The 18,848-nt window shown below is 60.2% G+C and carries 11 protein-coding genes; 2 read left to right on the top strand and 9 right to left on the bottom strand.

Going from position 1 to position 18,848, the window contains the following annotated elements:
• The first annotated feature begins 378 nt into the window (after nt 1-378).
• Complete coding sequence (locus I2I01_RS18440) at nt 379-2,847, top strand: TIR domain-containing protein (protein ID WP_196287976.1); 2,469 nt, start codon at nt 379-381, stop codon at nt 2,845-2,847.
• A 76-nt stretch (nt 2,848-2,923) separates the two neighbouring features.
• Here I2I01_RS18440 and I2I01_RS18435 read toward each other — a convergent pair whose 3' ends face one another.
• The 9 genes from I2I01_RS18435 to I2I01_RS18395 all read right to left on the bottom strand — a co-directional run bounded on the left by I2I01_RS18435 (nt 2,924) and on the right by I2I01_RS18395 (nt 17,874).
• Nucleotides 2,924-11,914 (bottom strand): T9SS type A sorting domain-containing protein, encoded by an 8,991-nt coding sequence (locus I2I01_RS18435; RefSeq protein WP_196287975.1) that lies wholly within the window; start codon nt 11,912-11,914, stop codon nt 2,924-2,926.
• A 14-nt stretch (nt 11,915-11,928) separates the two neighbouring features.
• A complete protein-coding gene (locus I2I01_RS18430; protein WP_196287974.1) occupies nt 11,929-12,930 on the bottom strand; it encodes a hypothetical protein in 1,002 nt (333 codons plus the stop codon).
• 312 nt (nt 12,931-13,242) lie between these two features.
• Entirely contained in the window at nt 13,243-13,905 is a 663-nt protein-coding gene (locus I2I01_RS18425) for an NAD-dependent epimerase/dehydratase family protein (RefSeq protein WP_211538029.1), read from the bottom strand.
• 242 nt (nt 13,906-14,147) lie between these two features.
• Nucleotides 14,148-14,984: a CvfB family protein gene (locus I2I01_RS18420; RefSeq protein ID WP_196287972.1), complete on the bottom strand. Its 837-nt coding sequence runs from the start codon at nt 14,982-14,984 to the stop codon at nt 14,148-14,150.
• Between the two features lie 100 nt (nt 14,985-15,084).
• Nucleotides 15,085-15,507 carry an arsenate reductase ArsC gene (locus I2I01_RS18415; protein WP_196287971.1) on the bottom strand — a complete coding sequence of 141 codons (423 nt, stop codon included), beginning with the start codon at nt 15,505-15,507 and terminating at the stop codon, nt 15,085-15,087.
• Between the two features lie 128 nt (nt 15,508-15,635).
• The gene (locus I2I01_RS18410; protein ID WP_196287970.1) at nt 15,636-16,313 is read right to left on the bottom strand and encodes an MIP/aquaporin family protein; all 678 of its coding nucleotides are present in this window, start codon (nt 16,311-16,313) and stop codon (nt 15,636-15,638) included.
• Entirely contained in the window at nt 16,304-16,834 is a 531-nt protein-coding gene (locus I2I01_RS18405) for a GNAT family N-acetyltransferase (protein ID WP_196287969.1), read from the bottom strand. The genes I2I01_RS18410 and I2I01_RS18405 overlap by 10 nt, the downstream gene beginning before the upstream one ends.
• A 93-nt stretch (nt 16,835-16,927) precedes the next feature.
• Entirely contained in the window at nt 16,928-17,473 is a 546-nt protein-coding gene (locus I2I01_RS18400) for an ArsI/CadI family heavy metal resistance metalloenzyme (RefSeq protein ID WP_196287968.1), read from the bottom strand.
• Between the two features lie 65 nt (nt 17,474-17,538).
• A complete protein-coding gene (locus I2I01_RS18395) occupies nt 17,539-17,874 on the bottom strand; it encodes an ArsR/SmtB family transcription factor (protein WP_196287967.1) in 336 nt (111 codons plus the stop codon).
• A gap of 374 nt (nt 17,875-18,248) precedes the next feature.
• Between I2I01_RS18395 and I2I01_RS18390 the strand changes: the two genes are divergently transcribed.
• The gene (locus I2I01_RS18390) at nt 18,249-18,749 is read left to right on the top strand and encodes an energy transducer TonB (protein ID WP_196287966.1); all 501 of its coding nucleotides are present in this window, start codon (nt 18,249-18,251) and stop codon (nt 18,747-18,749) included.
• Nucleotides 18,750-18,848: the final 99 nt, after the last annotated feature.

Raw genomic sequence — 18,848 nt, 5'->3', positions numbered from 1 at the left:
CCCGATGCGAGCAGGTGCCCGCTGCCGTTTGGGCGCACAAATGCGCCGGGCCCCGCGCGATGGCGGGGCGCCTGGGAAACGGCGGAGGGGATGTTTAGCAGCGTTTGATGCAGTGAAGATAAACGCCAACCTCATCAAGGAGATGCGCACCCAGCTCCGGGCCTACGAGAACTCGCCCACCAAGCACGAGGTGTGGCTGCGCTTCCAGGGCTACACCCGGCTCATCGTGCGCGGCGGGTGCGGCGCACCGGCGAGGCCACCCCACCCGCCGGCCTCTAAGCCGCGAGAGAAACAAAAAGCCCCGTCAAGTAGCTGGCGGGGCTTTTTTGTGAGTTTAGTGGTTATGTTTGTAAACTACACAGTCTTGAAACTTTACTTATGACCGCAGTAAAAATCTTCTGTTCCTACAGTCACGCTGATGAGGGTCTGCGAAAGAAATTAGATGAGCATCTCGGGTTTTTAAGACGCGAAGGTGTTGTTACCTGGCATGATAGAAAACTTCTGCCAGGTCAAGAGTTTGATAAAGTAATAGACAGTGAAATAAATAGCGCAGATATTATTCTGCTGCTAATCAGTGCTAGTTTTATAAATTCAGATTACTGTTATGATATAGAGTTGAAAAGTGCAATCGAAAGGCATGAGCGAAATGAAGCATTTGTTGTACCCATATTACTGGCTGATTGCGTTTGGGACAGGGCTCCATTTGCTAAAATAGTAATGGCAAATGAAGACGCAAAACCAATTAACAACGCAAAGTATTGGACTATGGACGAGGCTCTTTCTAGAACCGCGGCTAATATTGGTAGACTCGTTGACAGCATCAAAGAGCGTAACCACAAATTAGATTCTCAAATTGATGTGTTAACGACTGATGATGTATTGCCTTCTGACGCTATTGAGCAGTCTGCTGCGGCGAAATCAATTGATATAGATGGCGCAATTGAAGTTTTTAATCAGGAATTCGATAAAATTGATTACAAGAGCTCTTCTGAAGAGTTTGGTGGTTTTGAAGAATTGAAGCGAAAATTAATAAATGAAATACTTCTGCCATTTGACGAAAAAATTAAAAATATTCCATCACTAAGGGATAAGATGGCTCAAATTATTTTTGAGAGAGTATATGCCTTAGAGACTTTAGATATGGCTACTATTCTGGATATCCAAAAGGTAAGAGATGATAAAAATTTGTATAACTGGTATGAGCGTAAGGTAATAACTAATGCAATAGCGCTATCCCTAATATCTAATAAAAAGTTCGACCCTAAGAAGGCGAACGTTTTGATAGATTTTTTAACTGACTTTGAGGACGGGGTGTGGGAGAGTGCTCTTATTGGCCTAGTGTTGTCTCTGTTGCACCATAAAAATAAGTGGGATAGATTCAGTGACCTCAAAAAACGCCTAGGTACACTTAAAGGAGTGCCTGCAGTGCAAGATGGACTGACCAATATTGATTTTGTATTGCGTCTAAAGCTTTACGATACCGAAGATATTAATGAAGGCCTTTATGCATTAGAGTTCTTCAAATCTCCTATAAACTATTTTCTTCCATTTTTTTCAGATAATCCCATTCTGGATAGTGCTTTGGATAATTGCAGTGACGATGTAGAACCTGAATTTTTTGAGAAATACGTAATGGGGTTACCTCTATTGGACGGGTATAAATACGCTTTATGCTTGGCTATGGAGGGAGGGGGCGTTCAAGTTAAGAAAGTTTCTGGAAGAGAATTGGAGGAGTTTAAGCGGAAATTAAATTTAGCAGCGCACCTCTATCCATACCAAAATATGTTGGCTGAGTATTTTAATTATTTTAAATACTTTACTAGGGCGTATATTCAAAATATTTTTGATGCTCAATTGAGTATATCAAAAACTAAATTAAAAGATATTATTCTTGATAAAATTCATCAGCTAGAAATGGTGGGTGACATGCAAACAGAAGAGAAAAACTTCAGGGCTGCAATTAATAATTTTATTGATGCAATAAAAATCTCTCCAGATAACCACCGTTTTAGTTGGAAATTAGCTATTTGTTACCTGAGCCTAGAGCGGCCAGAGCCTGAGAATAGCCTCAAACACCTTCTTGTTCTTGAAAGAGTAGACGATAAGGATGTAAAAGTATTATGTAAGATTGCGCAATGCTATGAACTTCTTGATAAGCAAGAGGAGTCGTTGATTTATAATCTTAAGGCATTGTCTGAGGCGCCTGCCAATAAAACAGCACTTTTACAAATTAGTAAATTATTGGCTGATATGGGTAGAATTCCTGAAGCTATTGAATTTGTGTTAAAGGGGATTTCGATGAAGAAAAATGATTGCCTGCTGCTTTTAAGATTAGGGCAATTATATTCAAATGATAACCAAAATGACCTTGCCTTAAATGCTGCTAATGAAGCTTTGGCTGTTTCCGATGAAGAAAATAAGACACATATTTATTCTGTGTTGTCGGACGCATATTTTAAGCTGTATCAATTTGATGAAGCATTAAAATATGCAAAAATGAATTATGATATCGATAAGACAAAATGGTTGACTAATACAGCTTTAGGTCGTGTGTACCTGTTAGGTGGTTTCGATATGCAACAAGCTAGAAAACATCTTGAAAAATCAATAAATAAGAAGGGTCACGATGTGTCTTATGGAAATTTAGGCCATTTGGAGCTATTGAGTAATCGTCGAGACAAGGCTATTGAATACTACGTAAGGTCTTTAAAACTCTTTAAAGATGAAACTGAGTTTAGGAAAAGTATGAAAGTAGATGCGCCTTTTATGGCTAGATTGGGTATAGACAAGGAAGAGTACGAGCAAATAACGGAGGAAGTAGTATCTACTTTTAAGGGGGAGCTTTAGTCAAGATTTGTTTCTCAACCATCAAAAAAGCCCCGCCAGACACTGGCGGGGCTTTTTGTTGCTCGGGTTTCGGCGCTTACTCCTTCACCAGGCGTTTCACCACCGTGCCTTCCTGAGTGTGGATGCGGACGGTGTAGACGCCCGTGGGCAGGCCGCTCAGGTTCAGGGTTTCGGTGAGGAAGCCTTGCTTGGGGCGGGCGGTAAGGTGCTGCACGGTCTGGCCCAGCACGTTCACCACGTCCACCGCCACGGGGCCCTGCTCGCGCAGGCCGGCCAGCTCCAGGGTGGCGCGGTCGGTGGTGGGGTTGGGGTAGAGGGCCGTGCGGGCGGCCAGCTGGCCGGTGGTCACTGCGGTTACGGTGCCGGCCACGAAGTTGAGGTAGAAGCGCGGGCCGGAGTAGCTGGCCAGCATGCTGAAGGCGTAGGTGGGGTTGGCGGCCAGGTTCTGGCGGCGGTTCAGCACCCGGTCTTCGAGCCACACCTGGGTGCCGGCGGGCGCATCGGCCAGTCCGGTGAGGGTCAGCTCGTGGGCGCCGTCCTGGCTCACGCGCACCCCGAGGGGGATGACGGGGGCCGTGGCCAGGTCGGGCAGGCCGTTGATGGCGAAGCTCTCGGCGCCGGCCTGGCTCCAGAGGCTGGGGCGGCCGTCGCCGTTGAGCTGCACCTTGTAGGCATCGTGCTGGGCCGAGAAGCCGAGCGCCGCGCCGGGCTCGAAGTACACCACCGTTTCATCGGCGGTGGCGGTGGCCAGGTTGCGGGCTTCGAGGCGGAGGACTGGTTTTTGGGTGTTGGTTATTGGTTGTTGGTTTCTTGGGTCGGGGTTTTGGCGGTTAAAGGTGGGGGAGAGGTAGCTGGTGGCACGCACGGCGTTGGTGAGGCTCACGCTGGCCGTGGGGGCGGTGGCCCGCACGAAGAAGCCCTGCATGGCGGCCAGGTCCTTGGTGCCGCCGTTCTGGCCAATGCCGTTCACGTAGCTGCGGTAGGTGCCCGTGTACTGGCCGCTGGGCTGGAACACGTAGAGGGCATCGGCCACGCCGCTGAGCATACCGCTGGTGGCGCGCACCACGTCCCAGTCGATGGGCGCGGGGTAGGGGTTGCCGAGCAGGTGCCAGCCGGCGTTGGCCAGGCTGCCGCGGCCCAGGGAGTAGCTCACCGGCCCGGTTTGGAGCAGGCCCGCGATGTCCACCGTGGTGGTGGGCAGGGTTTGGGCGGTGTAGCCGCGCAGGGGCAGCAGGTCCTGGGTGGCGGTGGGCACCATCCAGCCGTCGTCGAAACCGGGTTTGGAGGCCGTGAGGCGGGTTTCGTCGTACTGGAAGAAGGTGGGGAAGGGCGTGACCGTGTTGCCGGCCGTGTTGTAGGCCGGGTTCAGTTCGAACACCGGCAGGTCGTCGGCAAACTCCTGCACGGTGGTGCTGATGCCAGCGGCGCTCAGCTTCATGGGCGAGGAGTAGTGGCGGTAGCCGGGCGCCCCACTCAGGCCCGTGATGAAGCGCTCCATGGTCGAAACGCCCGTCACCACGCCGCCGCCCACGGGGTTCACCACCATGGCCGTGCCGGTGGCGTTGCTCGTGAGGGTGAGGTGGCCGTTGGAAGCCAGGTTGCCGGTGTCGAGGCGCAGCAGGTGGGTCACAAACCAGTTGTCGGTGGCCGTCACGCCCGCGGCGTTCTGGATGTAGAGGTCGTAGAAGCGCGTGGGTGTGGTGCTCACGCCGCCGATGGTTTGGGCGGCCGTGCCGATGCAGTACCAGCCGTAGGCGCCGCAGTTCACCAGGCCGGTGTTCACGAAGTTGCCTAGCAAGTACACCGGGCCGCTGTATGTCACGCCGGCGGGGTTCGAGCAGTTCAACCCGAAGAAGCGGAGCTGCTGGCTGCCGCCGCAGGTCTGGGCCACCGTGCCGTTGAAGTACACCGTGTAGGTGGCCGGGTTGAAGGGCCCGTTGCAGAGCCAGTTGCCGGCCACGTAGATGTCGCCGGCCAGCACGCAGCCCACCGCGTTGGCCCAGGTAAGGTGGTGGAAGTAGCTGCGGGCCGTGGCGCCGGTGGTCGTGATGGTTTGCAGCGCCGTGCCGTTGAAGGTGACACCGAAGCCCTGACCGTGGAAGATGCCGGTGTTGTTCCAGGAGCCGGCCACGGTGATGTCGCGCAGCAATTGCACGTCCACCGCGTTGGTGATGCCCACGTTGTAGAAGGCCGAAGCCACCGTGCCGCCGATGGTTTGCAGGGCCGTGCCGTCGAAAATCACCGTCTGGCTGTTGGCCAGGTAGCCGCCGTTGTTCACCCACAGCCCGCTCACGTAGATGCCGTCGAGCAGCGTCACGCCGGCCGCGTTGGCAAAGGTGATATCGTGGAAGTGCGTGCGGCCCGAGGTGCAGGTGATGCTCTGGGCCACCGTGCCGTTGAAGCGGGTGCGGAAGCCGCAGCCGCAGTAGCCGCCCTGGTTCACGAAGTGGCGCGTCACGTCGATATTCTGGCCCAGGCTCACGTTCACCGCGTTGTTGAAGGTCACGTCGTAGAAGGTGGTCAGGGCCGTGCCGGCGATGGTTTGGAGCGCGGTGCCGTTGAAGTACACCAGCAGGCTATTGGCCAGGAAGCTGCCGTTGTTGGTCCAGTCGCCCAGCAGCGTGATGCCGAGGTCCTGCCGCACGCTGGCGCCGCTGGCAATGGTGAAGTGGTGGAACACCGTGGCCACCGAGCCGCCAATGAGCTGCAGCGCCGAACCCGAGAAGAACACCCGGAAGCCGTTGGCGACAAAGCCACCGTCGTGGGTCCAGTTGCCGTTCAGGTAGATGTTCGAGAGCAGCGTGACGGTCGTCGGGTTGTTGAAGCGCAGGTCGAAAAACCGCGTGCTCAGCCCGGCCGTGATGGTTTGGGCCGCCGTACCGTTGAAGTACACCAAGTAGCCGTTGCCGAGGAACACGCCCGAGCCAGCCCAGTTGCCGAGCACCGTCACGGCCTGCAGCAGGCTCACCGAAACCGCATTGCTAATAGTGACGTGGTGGAACACGGTGTTCACCGAGCCGGCTATGGTCTGGGCCACGTTGCCAATGAAAGTGACGAGGTAGCCGTTGGCGATGTAGCCGCCGTTGTTCAGCCAGTTGCCCCACACGCTGATGTTCTGGCCCAGCGTGATGCCCGCCAGATTGTTCCAGGTCACGTGCCAGAACTCGTACACCCCGCCGCCCGTGAGGCTCTGCGCCCCGCTGCCGCCGAAGGTGAACGTGTAGCCCGTGTACACGCCGCCCACCAGGTTGTAGCCGTAGAACGTGCCCAGGTTGGCGAAGCCACCCAGCAAGGTCACGTTCTGAATCAGTCGCACGTAGGCGCCGCTCACCACGTTCCAATTATAGAAGTTGAGGGCCGTGTAGCCGCCCACCGTCTGCACCACGCCGGGGCCTTCGTTGCCGTTGAAATACACCGTGTAGGTGCCGGGGCTGAAGGTGCCCGAGTAGAGGTAGTAGTTGCCGGCGATGTAGATGTTGGTGGCCAGACTCACGCCCGCCACGTTGTCGGCGTAGAAATGGTAGAAGTAGGTCGTGGCATTGGCCGTAATCACCTGCGCCGCCGTGCCGCCGAAGCGTACGAAGTAGCCCAGGGTGCTGCCGCCATTCAGGTACCAGCCATAAAACACGCCCGTATTCACGAAGCCGCCCAGCACGTAAATGTTCTGGTGCAGCGTCACGCTGGCGGCAGTGTTTTGAAAGGTGACGTTGTAGAAATTCGTAACAGCAGTGCCACCGATAATCTGAGCGACAGTACCGGCGAAAATCACCGAGTTGGTGCCGCCCGAGAACAGGCCGTTGTTTATCCAGTCGCCGAGCACCGTGATGTTGCTCACCAGCGTCACGCCCACCGGGTTGTTGATGGTAACGGTGTAGTAGCTGCTGTTGCCCGTGCCGCCGATGGTCTGGGCCACCGAGCCGCCGAACACCACCCCGTAAGTGACGGCCGAGAAGGTACCGTTCACCACGAAGTTGTTCAGGAACACCGCGTTCAAACCAAGGTTCACCACTGCGCCGCTGTTCACATAAGCGTTGTAGAAAGTGGTAACGGACGTGCCGCCAATCACCTGCGTGGTGCCCGTGCCGTTGAAGTACACGTTGTAGGCCGCTCCGCCGAGGAAGGTGCCGAAGTTGTACCAGTTGGCGTACACGTTCAGCACGTTGTTCATGGTCAGGGTCGAGCCGCTGCTGATGTACAGGTTGCCCACCTGTAGCGGGTTGGTGCCGTAAATGAACTGCGTAATGCCGCCCGTGAAGTACCAGCTGGAAGTGCTGCTGGCCAGTACCGTGCCGTTCACTGTCACGTTGCCGTACAGGTTGAAGATGCCGTTGTTAGTGAAGGTAGCGCCGTTGGCAATGGTCAGGTTCAGGGCCAAAGCTGCCGTGCTGCCGCTAATGACGGGGTAGTTCACCGTGCCGCCCGAAAGCTGCGGAATGGTCACGATGCTGCTGGCCGTTGGCGCTTGCCCGCAGCTCCAGTTGCGTCCGTCGAACCAATCGGTGCTCACCGCACCGGTCCAGGCGTAGGTGAGGGCGCCCACGGTCAGGTTGCTGCCATTATCAGAGCCAATGGTGGCCGGCGCACTGCCCACTACCCGAATGCGGTAGCCCGTGCCAGCCGTCGTATTCAGCGGAATAGTGGCCGCGATGTTGCCGCCGCTGGTGCCGCTCAAGCTGCCAATATTCACTGGCGCTGCAAAAGAACCTGCCGCGTCCGACAGCTGGGCCGTGAACACGTTGCCGCTCGTGAAGCCCGAGGCCGTGAAGGCCACGCTCAGCGTGGAGCCGGGGCAGAACGAGCCGCTGAAGCCGGTGGTGGCCAGCGAGGTCGTTCCCGCATTCACGACCACCACGGCCGAAGTCTGCGACTGGCAGCTGCCCTTGCTCACAAACAGGTCGTAGGTACCGGCATTGGCCAGCGTGGCGTTCGGAATGGTCAGGCTGGCCCCCGTGCCCACCTGCGTTTTGCCCAAAAACCACACGTAGCTGGCACCCGTCACCACTTGCGCGTTCAGCTGGATGGTGCCGCCCACGTTCACCGGCGAGTTGTTGGCCGTGATGGCCGCCACCAGCGGGTCCGTAATGGCGATGTTGCTGCCGTTGTCGGCCGGGTTGATGGTGGCGGCGCTGCTCGAAACCAGCCGCACGCGGTAGCCGGTGCCGGGCGGCGTGCTCAGCGGGTAAGTGCCCGCCAGGGCGCCATTGCCCGTGCCGCTGAAGGTCATGGAACCAAGGGTGACCGGGCTGGCAAACGAACCGCTCGCATCCGACAGCTGGGCCGTGATGACGTTGCCGGCGGGCAGGGCTGAACCCGTCACCGAGAAGCTGACGCTGATTCCGTTGCCGGCGCAAGTAGTGAAGCCACCAAACTGGCTAATGGCAACTACCGGCTGCTGCGCCGAGTTTATCAGCACGCGCACGGAGGCCGAATCGGTGCAGCCGCCCTGCGTCACAAACACGTAGTAGAAGCCCGACGAGGCCGTGGTTACGTTGTTGAACGTGGGGTTCTGCTGGTTGCTGATGAAGCTGGTGCCGCCGCTGGTGTAGTTCACGTACCATTGGTAGCTGGCAGCGCCGGTGGGCCCGGCAAACAGCTGCAGCGTGCCGCCCGCCGCTACCGGCGAGTTGCTGCTGGCTGAGGCCACCAGCGTGGTGGGCACCGTCAGGTTGGCGCCGTTGTCGGTGGTGCTCGTCACGATGGGGTTCGAGCCCACCAGCCGGATGCGGTAGCCCGTGCCAGCCGCCGTGCCCTGCGGCACCGTGGCCGCAATCGAGCCCGAACCTTGTCCCGTGAAGGCCGCCGAGCCAATGGCTACCGGTGCGGCAAATGAGCCGCTGGCATCCGAGAGCTGCGCCGTAATCACATTGCCCGCGCCGAACACGTTGCCCGTCACCGAGAAACCGATGTTCAAGCCCGTGCCGGGGCACAGGTTGCCGCCAAACTGCGCAATGGCCAGAATGGGCTGCGCCGAGGGGTTTACCGTTACCTGCGTGGCCGTGCCGGGGCTCTGGCAGCCGTTCACCGTCACGTAGAGCGTGTAGGTGCCGCTGTTACCGGGCGTGGCGTTGGCAATGGTTGGGTTCTGCTGGTTCGACGAGAAGCCCGGGCCGGTCCACAGATACGTGGCGCCGGCCACCGTGGCAGCCGTGAGCTGAATGGTACCGTTGTAAGCCACCGGCGAGTTGCTGCTCGGCGTGGCCGTGGGCTGGGTCGTGATGGTAATGTTCGAGCCGTTGTCCGTCGTGCTGGTCACGGCCGGGCTGGAGCCCACCAAGCGAATGCGGTAGCCGCTGCCCGTGGGTGTGTTAGTCGGAATCAAGGCCGCCACCGAGCCGCCGCCCTGGCCCGTGAAGGCCGCCGAGCCAATAGTGGTGGGCGCCGCAAACGAGCCGCTGGCATCCGACAGTTGCGCCGTAATCACGTTGCCGCTGCCGAAGTTGTTGCCCGTCACCGCGAAGCCGATGTTGAGCGTAGCGCCCGCGCAGCCATTGAAGCTAAACTGGCCCATGGTGAGCACCGGTACCACATTCGGCTGCACCAGCACCCGCACACTGGCCGAGTCCTGGCAGCCGTTGGCATTCTGCACGTACACGTAGTACTTGCCGCTCTGCGTGGGCTGGGCGTTGGGCAGGTTTAGCGTCTGGCCGCTGCCCACGTAGGCCGTGCCGCCGCTGGTGTAGTTCACATACCACTGATAGCTGCTCTGGCCCGTGGGCTGGGCCGAGAGCTGAATGGTCCCGTTGTAGGGCACCGTGGTTTGGGTGGCTGCGGCCGTGGCCACGGGCGTGGGGTAAACGGTCAGGTTCGTCCCGTTGTCGGTGCCCGAAATGGCCGGGTTCGAGGCCACCACACGCACGCGGTAGCCGGTGCCGGCCGGGGTACGGAACGCCACCGAGTCGCGCAGGATGCCGCCGCTGGCGTTCGAGCTAATCAGCGAGCCGTACAGCCGCGAGCCCGCCGTAAACACGCCGTTGGCATCCGAGAGCTGGAAGCTGAACACGTTGCCCGTGCCGTAGCTGGCCATGTTGGTCGTGAACGGCACCTGAATGAGCGTGCTGCTGCAAAATGCCGTAGCCGACACCGTGCCCGTGGCAATGGTGGGCGGATACGCGAAGCTGCCCGCCGAGCAGGCCGTACCGGCCGGCGTAGTCACGCAAATCGGGCCCGTGGTGCCGCCCGCCGGGGCCGTCACCGTCAGGCCGGTGCTGGTGTTGTTGGTAATGGTGCCCACCACCGCCGGCACGCCGTTAAACGTCACGGCCGTGGCGCCGCTCAGGTTGGTGCCGGTCAGCGTCACCACCGTGCCCGCGCCGCCACCTGCGGGCGTGAAGCTCGTGATGCTCGGGCTGGCGCAGTTGAAGTAGTAAGCGCCCGCGCCGCTCACCAGCACGTAGGTGCCGGCCGAGTTTTGCAGCACCAGCCGCAAGGCCCGCACGTTGGTGGCCGGCGTAGCCAGGGTGCGCACCACCGAATAAGTGGTGTTCGCGTTGAAGTTGGCCGTGTAAGTATCGATGGTGGTGTAGGGGCCGGCCACCGCTGCGGCCGTCTGCACCTGCAGGGTGAAGCTCAGCAGCGCAGGCGCCGTAAACTTGGCCCGCACCTCGCTGATGGTCTGGGCCGAACCCAGGTCGGCCTGTAGGTAGCCGGTGTTGTACACGTAGGGCGCGTTGCCCGTGGTGGGCGTGGCGGGGTCCGAGTTGAAAGCCAAATCGGCCGGGTTGCCCGTGTTGTAAGCTGTGTAGCTGGCCGCAGGCAGTGCCGCCGCCACGTTGGCCGACGAAGCACAGCCGTTTTTCACGAAGCTTTTGTTGCTCACCAGGCTCCACTTTCCATTCGCATCGCGCGAGCGGAAGAAGATGCGGTGGGCGCCATCGGCCAGGGCACTGGCATCGGCCAGAAAGCTGAAGTTGGCCAAATCCTGGGCCGGCGTGGGCACCGGCACATCGGTGGCCGCGCCAAAGCCGGGGTCGTTGTCAAAGTAGTACTCAATTTTGTTGATGTTGGGCGCTGCGGCCAGCACGGGCTCGTAGTAGAAGCTGCGCACGTTGGTCAGGCTCCACTTGCCTTTGGCGTCGCGCGAGCGCACGCTCAGGCTGTGGAAGCCCGCACTCAGGCTGCTCAGGTTCACATTGAACGCCAGCCCGCTGATGTCGGTAGCGGCCGTCACCGGCACGTCAACACCGTTGCCCACGCCCGGCTCTGTGTCAAGGAAATACTCCACTTTGGTCACGTTGGGCAGCGCATTGAGGGCCGCCGGCTCGTAGTAGAAGGTACGTCGGTTGGTCAGGCTCCACTTGCCATTGGCATCCAGGCTGCGCACGCCCAACTGGTGAAACCCAGCCGCCAGGCTGCTGATGTTCACGTTAAACGCCACCCCACTGACGTCGGTAGCTGCCGACACGGGCACATCTACCGCCACCCCAAAGCCGGGGTCCGTGTCGATGAAGTACTCCACTTTCGTGATGTTGGGCAGCGCATTCAACGCCGTGGGTTCATAGTAGAACGTCCGCCGGTTGGTCAGGCTCCACTGCCCGTTGGCATCGCGCGAGCGCACGCCCAGCTGGTGGAAGCCCGCACTCAGGCTGTTCAGGTTCACGTTGAAGGTTACCCCGCCCAAGTCAGCGCCGGGCGTCACGGGCACATCGGTAGCGGCGGCAAACCCCGGGTCGGTATCAATGAAATACTCCACCTTGCTTACGTTGGGCAGCGCGCTGAGGGCCGCCGGCTCGTAGTAAAAGGTGCGCCGGTTGGTCAGGCTCCAGGCGCCGTTGGCATCCTGGCTGCGCACGCCCAGCGTGTGGAAGCCGGCCGTCAGGCTGCTGAGCGAAACGTTGGCCGTAAGGCTTGGCACGTCGCTGGCCGGCGTGGCCGGCAGCGTAAACGCCGTGGCCGACCCAAAGCCGGGGTCGGTGTCCACGAAGTACTCGGCGCGGGCAATGCTGGCCTGGCCGTAGCTGCGCGCAATGCCGCCGAGCAGCAGCAGGAGCAGCAGCGCCAGCGGCAACAGCCAGCCGCCGTGCCACCGCCTGCCGCCCCGCGTGGGGCGAAAGTCGTAAAAGCGGTGCATAAAACCCGGTCCGTTTAGTTGTTGGAGCGGGTGCCCAGGGTCACGTTCAGCGTGTTACCCGTCACGGCCTGGTTGAGCTGGTAGATGGACGGGATGGCCGGCAGCCCGCCAAAGTGGTAGCCGTAGCCGGTGGCACTGCCCGTGGCCCCGATATCTACGCCGCCCTGGCCGGCGCCCACGGCCGGGTTGGTGCCGGCTTTCAGCTTGTACCAGGCGTCAAACTGACCGGGCGCGGTGGGCGCCAGCACGAAAATCGACGCCTGCGGCACGTTGGCCGTGTTGTGCGTGCCAATGGTGCCCAGCGTGGGCAAGGTGGTCTGGGCAAAGAAGTTATAGTCCCAGTTGGTGTTGGCTGTGGGCGTGAAGGTGCTGGCGAAGTAGTTGTTGCGCACCGTGAAGTTGTTGAGGCTGGTGCCACCGCCAATCACCGAGTTGTTCGAGAATTCACCCGATGCGCCCACGGCGTTGATGCTGGTGCTGTTGTAAATGATGTTGTTGGTGATGAGTGAGTTGGTGCTGATGCTTGATTCCTGCACGCCGTAGAAGTAGTTCTGGCGAATGACTGCGCCGCTCGTGTTCGAGCCGTAGGCCAGGTAGATGTAGCCCGTCAGCTTGCAGCGCTGCACCGTGATGTTGTTGGCGTTGATGTACCAGGTTGTGTTCGACTCGATGCCCGAGATGGTCGAGCCGGCGCTGCCCGGCGCGAAGGTGATGGTCGACACGTTGGCCGTGATGGTGTTGGCCTGCAGCGCGGGCGGCTGGTTTTCACCCAGGAAATAGCCCGGGCCCACAATGGTGAGCTGCTTGGAGCAGGAGAAAGCCGGATACTGGGTCGTGGAAGGCTCTACCTGAATGATGTCGCCGTTGCTGGCCGCCGTCTGGGCTGCCGTCAGGTCGGCGTAGATATTGGTGCCCGTGATGCCCGAGTTGTTTACCCGGCGAATGGTTTGGGCCGAAGCCAGCTGGGCAGCCAGCGCCAACAGCAGAAAAAAGACGGAAGCGGAGAGGTTTTTCATAAAAAGAAAAAAGGGTGAGGTTGGAAAAAACACGACCAGGCCCTGCGACTCAGAACCTGCAAAACCCCGCTGCCGTCCTTGCAAACACAGGATTTTGCAAGGGTAAAATTTGATTGTGAATAAGAGGCGGACAATCCGTGCCAGCCCCGGTTTTTCCCCGATTACCTCCTCCGTACCAGCACGGATGCGGCTGCCCCTTTCTATCCGTGCCAGCACGGAGAACGCCGGGCCGGCCACCGGCCGGACACAGAGCTTCAGGCCGCCGCGAGGCGGTTTGGGTTCCCTGCTTAATTGATAGGTGCTAGCGCGGCGTTAGCTGCTGAGTTGCGCCTGCGTCAGCTCCGCCGACTCGTGCACGCGCACGCCGCCGCCATCGTCCTGGGCGGCCTTGAGCATGGCGGCGGCCACCGCCGCGCCGGTCACGGGCCGGTACTTCAGCAGCGGGCCGCGCAACAATGGGGCCAGGGCCTTCAATACCACGGCGCCAATTCGCTCGCCCAGGCGGGGGTGCTCCCGTTCGCCCAGCAGCAGCGAAGGCCGAAAAATATGAATGGCCCGAAACGGTGTCTGGCGCACGGCGGCTTCCATCTCGCCCTTCACGCGGCTGTAGTAAATGCGGCTTTCCGCGTCGGCGCCCATGCTGCTCACCACCAGCAGCTGCGAGGCAAAGTTGCTGGCCGCCACCGCCGCCAGCTGCACCACATACAGAAAATCAACCTTGAAAAACGCCTCTTTCGAGCCGGCCTGCTTCATGGTGGTGCCCAGGCAGCAGTACACGTCATCGGCAATGAGCTTGAGGCGCACGTCTTCCAGCTTGTCCAGCTCCGTGGTCACCTGCACCAGCTTGGGATGAATGACGGGCACGGCCCGGCGCCCCACCACAATCACCTTGGCATACCGCTCCGACTGCAGCAGCAGCGGCAGCAGTTGCGCCCCTATCAGGCCCGTGGCCCCGGCGAGTAAAGCGGTTTTCATAAGGTGGGAAAAGTGTTCAACTGAGCCGTCTGTCATTGCGAGGCCGCAGGCCGTGGCAATTCGTCCTGTTCTCAGCGACCAGCCCAGTAAAGAGACTAAGCCCATTACTGCGCCGGTACTTAATATGAATGACGCAATGCAAGGCCATATACCTTACGCCAGAAAAAGGGTCTGGTTCTTCAGAATGTGTCGCGCTTAAAGAGGACGGATTGCCACGGCCAGCGGCCTCGCAATGACAGACGTTATTTCAACACCGTTGCTTCCGGCTCCAGCGTCACCAATCCCTGCCGAAACAAGGCCCCCACGGCTTTCTTAAACACCTTTTTGCTCATGCCCACGCGGCGGTACACGTCCTCGGCCAGGCTCTTGTCGCCCAGCGGCAGGCGCCCGCCGGGGGCGGCGCGCAGGGCGGCCAGCAGCGTGTCGGTAGCCGATTCCACTTCGCCGTACCCTTCCTTATGCAGCCGCACGTCGAGCTTGCCGTCAGGACGGATTTGCTTGAGGAAGCCGGGCAGCGTTTCGCCCAGGCGCAGGGGCCGGAACACCTCGTTGTGGAACAGCAGCCCCTGGTGCGTGCCGTTCACGATAACGGGGTAGCCCAGCTCGGTTTCGTCGGCCACCAGCAGGCGCACGGCGTCGCCGGGCTCGCCGTCGAAGGGCTTATTGCTCAGAAATTGCTTCCACTTGGCCGAAGCCACCAGCCGGTCGCTTTCCTCGTCGAGATATACATACACCAACACCCGCTCGCCCACGCGCAGGTCGCGGCGCTGGTTGCGGTAGGGCAGGAGCAGGTCTTTCTCCAGGCCCCAGTCTAGGAAAGAGCCGGCCGGGCCGTGGTCCTTCACAGTAAGGGCCGCGAAGCTGTCGACGAGAGCCAAGGGCCGCAGGTTGGTTGCAATGAGGCGGTCCTCTGAGTCGCGGTACACGAACACGCGCAGCACGTCGCCCACGCGGGTGCCGGGCTCTACGTATTTATTAGGCAGCAGCAGGTCGCCGTCGTCGGAGGTCAGGTAGAGGCCGACGCTGGTTTCGCGGGCTACTTCGAGGTCGTTGTAATCGCCGAGGTTGAGGCTGGCCATCTGAAAACTGATTTAGTAGGAAAAGGCTGCAAAGGTAGGGCACTGGCAAACCGAGCTTCACGAGTTCATTCCCAATAGCCCGCTGCATTTCCTTGTCTACTTATCCGGCTTGTTTCGGTTGCTCCGCTAGCGCCACCCCCGCCTCCGCTAGCAGCGCCTGCACCTGCCGCTTCACTAGGTCGCGCACCGCGCGGAACTCGGCCGGCTCCAGGTGTTTGGGGTCGGGAATTTGCCAGTCGCGGCGGTGCCGGGCGGCCACGAAGGGGCAGGCATCGCCGCAGCCCATGGTCACCACATAGTCGAATTGCTGGTCGCGCACCTCGTCCAGGCTTTTGCTGGCGTGGGCGGTCAGGTCGTAGCCCAGTTCGGCCATGGCTGCCACGGCTTTGGGATTGATGACGCCCGAGGGACGCGAGCCGGCGCTGTAAGCCTGCACTTGGTCGCCGCCGAGCATTGTAGCAAAGGCCTGCGCCATTTGGCTGCGGTTAGCGTTTTCGATGCAGACAAAAAGGAAGGTTTTCATGTAAAAAGAGAAAAAAGAACGTCATGCAGAGCGCAGCGAAGCATCTCGCGGGCCGCCACTAATTCAATCGGGAAAATTGCGTTGCGCACGCGAGATGCTTCGCTGCGCTCTGCATGACGGGTTGAAAATCAAGTAGCATTTGTTGCAGCTAGCGCCTTCGGCTGCAACACCCGGTCCACTGCCACGGCCAGCAGCGCGCCGGCCACCGGCCCCACCACGTACAGCCACCAATCGGTCCAGACGCCGCTGAGCAGGGCGGGGGAGAGGGAGCGGGCCGGGTTCATGCTCGCGCCCGTGAGCGGGCCGCCCACCAGCGCCTCCAGTCCCACTGTGGCACTAATGGCCAGTCCCGCCAGCATGCCCACTTCCTTCGAGCCCGCCGTGACGCGCAAAATCACCAGCATCAGCCCGAAGGTGAGGAAGGTTTCAATGCCCAGCGCCTGCATAGCGCCGTGGGCCGGCAGCGTAGCGCCCAGGTTCGAGCCCGGCGTGGCCACCAGCTTCACCAAGCCGCTGCCCAAAGCCGCGCCCAGCAGCTGCGCCGCTGCGTAAGGCAGCACCCGCCGCCCCTCAAACCGTCCCGCCGCCCAGAAGCCCAGCGTCACGGCCGGGTTGAGGTGGCAGCCGCTGCTCTCTCCCAAGCTCTGAATCAGCAGGAATACCACCAGACCGAAGGCTGCCGCCACGGCGCTGTGGCCAAGCGCGTGGGTCTGCTCGTCTACTACGGCCGCGCCGGTGCCAAAAATCAGCAGAATGGCCGTGCCCAGCACCTCGGCCAGCAGGCATTGGCGTAAGGTTAGCGGCATGCGGCGGTCTGTTCACAAGGTTCCGGTTCGACCCCCACCACGGCACTGCGGCGCTCCAGCAGCAGCGTGTCGCGCCACTGCCCGCGCAGCTGGCCGATGCGCTCGCGCCGGCCCACCAGCCGAAAGCCAGCCGTCTCGTGCAGGCGCACACTGGCCACGTTTTCGGGGAAGATGCCGGCCTGCAAGGTCCAGAGGCCGTTGTCTTCCGACTCACGCACCAGCGCCGCCAGCAGTGCCCGGCCCACGCCGCGCCCCCGGGCGGCCGCGGCCACATACACGCTCACCTCGGCTACGCCCGCATACACGCAGCGCCCCGATACCGGCGAGAGGGCCGCCCAGCCCCGCACCGTTTGGCCGTCATCGTCCACGGCCACGAGGCGGCACGTGGGCAGGTGGCCGGAGTCCCAGTCGGCCCAACCGGGAACATCGGTGGCAAAAGTGGCGGTGCCGGTGGCAATGCCCTCGGCGTAGATGGCGCTGGCCGCGGGCCAGTGCGCCGCGGTGAGCGGAACAATTTTCATGCGGTTAAATAACGGCAAGCCAGCAAAAGCGGATTGCCCGCGGACCAACATCCTGTGCAAGGTGGGGCGCGCAGGCCTCGGCTCCCAACAACATCAGCAGCACCCGCCGCCCGGGGCGCAGGCGGCCGTCGTGGTATCGGCCAGCGTGAAGGCCATGGGCGCAGTGGTCAGCACTTCGGCGGCGGCCGGCGCCATGCAGCACTGGCTGCTGTCGCTGGCCGCGTCGTAGTCGTCCTGGTAGCGCGGGTCGTTGAACTCGGCATCGGCGTGGAAGTAGTACACCTCCCATTCCACCCCGTCGGGGTCGAGCACCCAGAACTTGTCCTGTTTGGCGTAGCAGCAGTTGGTGCCCATTTCCTCGCGGCTCACCAGGCCGGCCCGGCGGGCAGCAGCCAGGCGCTCGTCCAGTTCGGCCACGGTTTCTACCTGAAAGCCCAAGTGCCCGAAGTGGCTTTGCACCCGCGCCGCATTCTCCACGAAGGAGATGATGAGCGAAGGCCGGTCGAGCACATACTTGGCGTAGCCGCGCTTGATTTTAGTGGTTGGCTGGCCAAAAAAGGCGGTGTAGAAGTTGACCGTAGCGGCCAAATCAGACACGTACAGCGAAACGTGCATGCGGGGGAAAACAGCAGTGTCCATGGGTTTGGGAATGTTGGGGTGAGGATGTTACCGATACTAAATGAAGCGGCCGGACTGGGGAGGGACTAGCAGCCGCAGCTGGCGGCAGTTGCCAGCAGCTCGGCCAGCAGCCCGCCCAGCAGCTGCCGGGCGCGGGCCCAGCCCGTGGGCGAAAGGCAGTAGCACACGCGAGGACCATCTACTTCGCCTTGCACCAGCCCGGCGGCTTTCAGCTCCTTGAGGTGCTGCGACACGGTGCTTTGCGACAGCGGCAGCGCCAGCACCAGGTCGCCGCACACCCAGGCCTGCCGCCGGGCCAGCAGCCGCACAATAGCCACCCGCGCCGGATGCGCCAGCGCCTTAGCCAGTGCCGCCAGCTCCTGGGCTTCCGCGTCGAATTCTTGGTGTTTGTGAATAGCCATGTTCTTTATTGCTTATCGCAAATTAACGATGAAAGAAACGTAAGAACAACAGTCATGAAACCAGTAAGTATGATTGTTCTTGAAATAATTACATGAATGCCGACGCATTCTTAATCTTAAGAACATTTGTAAAATCATAAAACGAATTAATTTTGCATCCGATAGAAGCGGATTAAAGGCTTTAAAAGGCCTATTGCAAGGGGGCATGCTGGTATAAGTGCACTATCCATGCTGTTTCACGAATGCTCCGAAAAATTTTTTTTTCTGACGAAAAGACAATTTTTAAAAAACTTCTTGTACCTTTATTTCGTTAGAAGTTAGTAAGGCGCTTAGCTGAGTCAATCGATTATAATCTCACCATAACTCATCTGCACGTGACCCATTCTCTACGATTCCTTTCTTTGCTGAGCCTGCTCGGGCTACTGGCCACCGGCCAAAGCCGGGCCCAATCGGGTCCCTACGCCTCGACGCAGGCCCGCACCGCGGCTCTGGTGACTACGCCGGCTGCTGCACCCGTGCCGCCCATGGTGCCCGCCGCGCCCGCCATCAGCCCCGACTCGGTGTTCATCAACCCCGAAGTACGGCCCCAGTTTGTGGGTGGCGACAAGGCTTTTAAAGCCTACTTGGCCAAGTCCATCCGCTACCCGCAGCAAGCCCTGCAACGGCACGTGTCGGGCCGGGTGCTGGTCAACTTCGTGCTCAACGCCCAGGGCAAGGTCACCGATGCCCACGTCATCAGCGGCCCCGGCAGCGGCCTCAACGACGAAGCCCTGCGCCTGGTGTGGCTGATGCCGCCCTGGGAGCCCGCCCGCGTAAACGGCCAGCCCGTGCGCGTGGCCTGCACCGTGCCCATCTCCTTCACCACCGAACGTTAATATCCGTCATTCCTGCCGGTCAGCCCTCGCGGCCCAACTGGCTACTATAGGTTGCTACTAAGATTCCTTGTCCGCCTATTCGTCTTTATCCTTATTAAG

Origin of the sequence: Hymenobacter properus, from assembly GCF_015694735.1 — a bacterium.
Classification (GTDB): domain Bacteria; phylum Bacteroidota; class Bacteroidia; order Cytophagales; family Hymenobacteraceae; genus Hymenobacter; species Hymenobacter properus.
The sequence above is the reverse complement of the archived record's forward strand: the minus strand, read 5'-3'. Positions and strand labels throughout refer to the sequence as shown.

Excerpts from the sequence above, each read along its gene's own strand:
- I2I01_RS18440 (WP_196287976.1), top strand. The coding sequence starts at position 379 with ATGACCGCAGTAAAAATCTTCTGTTCCTACAGTCACGCTGATGAGGGT.
- I2I01_RS18435 (WP_196287975.1), bottom strand. The coding sequence starts at position 11,914 with ATGCACCGCTTTTACGACTTTCGCCCCACGCGGGGCGGCAGGCGGTGG.
- I2I01_RS18430 (WP_196287974.1), bottom strand. The coding sequence starts at position 12,930 with ATGAAAAACCTCTCCGCTTCCGTCTTTTTTCTGCTGTTGGCGCTGGCT.
- I2I01_RS18425 (WP_211538029.1), bottom strand. The coding sequence starts at position 13,905 with ATGAAAACCGCTTTACTCGCCGGGGCCACGGGCCTGATAGGGGCGCAA.
- I2I01_RS18420 (WP_196287972.1), bottom strand. The coding sequence starts at position 14,984 with ATGGCCAGCCTCAACCTCGGCGATTACAACGACCTCGAAGTAGCCCGC.
- I2I01_RS18415 (WP_196287971.1), bottom strand. The coding sequence starts at position 15,507 with ATGAAAACCTTCCTTTTTGTCTGCATCGAAAACGCTAACCGCAGCCAA.
- I2I01_RS18410 (WP_196287970.1), bottom strand. The coding sequence starts at position 16,313 with ATGCCGCTAACCTTACGCCAATGCCTGCTGGCCGAGGTGCTGGGCACG.
- I2I01_RS18405 (WP_196287969.1), bottom strand. The coding sequence starts at position 16,834 with ATGAAAATTGTTCCGCTCACCGCGGCGCACTGGCCCGCGGCCAGCGCC.
- I2I01_RS18400 (WP_196287968.1), bottom strand. The coding sequence starts at position 17,473 with ATGGACACTGCTGTTTTCCCCCGCATGCACGTTTCGCTGTACGTGTCT.
- I2I01_RS18395 (WP_196287967.1), bottom strand. The coding sequence starts at position 17,874 with ATGGCTATTCACAAACACCAAGAATTCGACGCGGAAGCCCAGGAGCTG.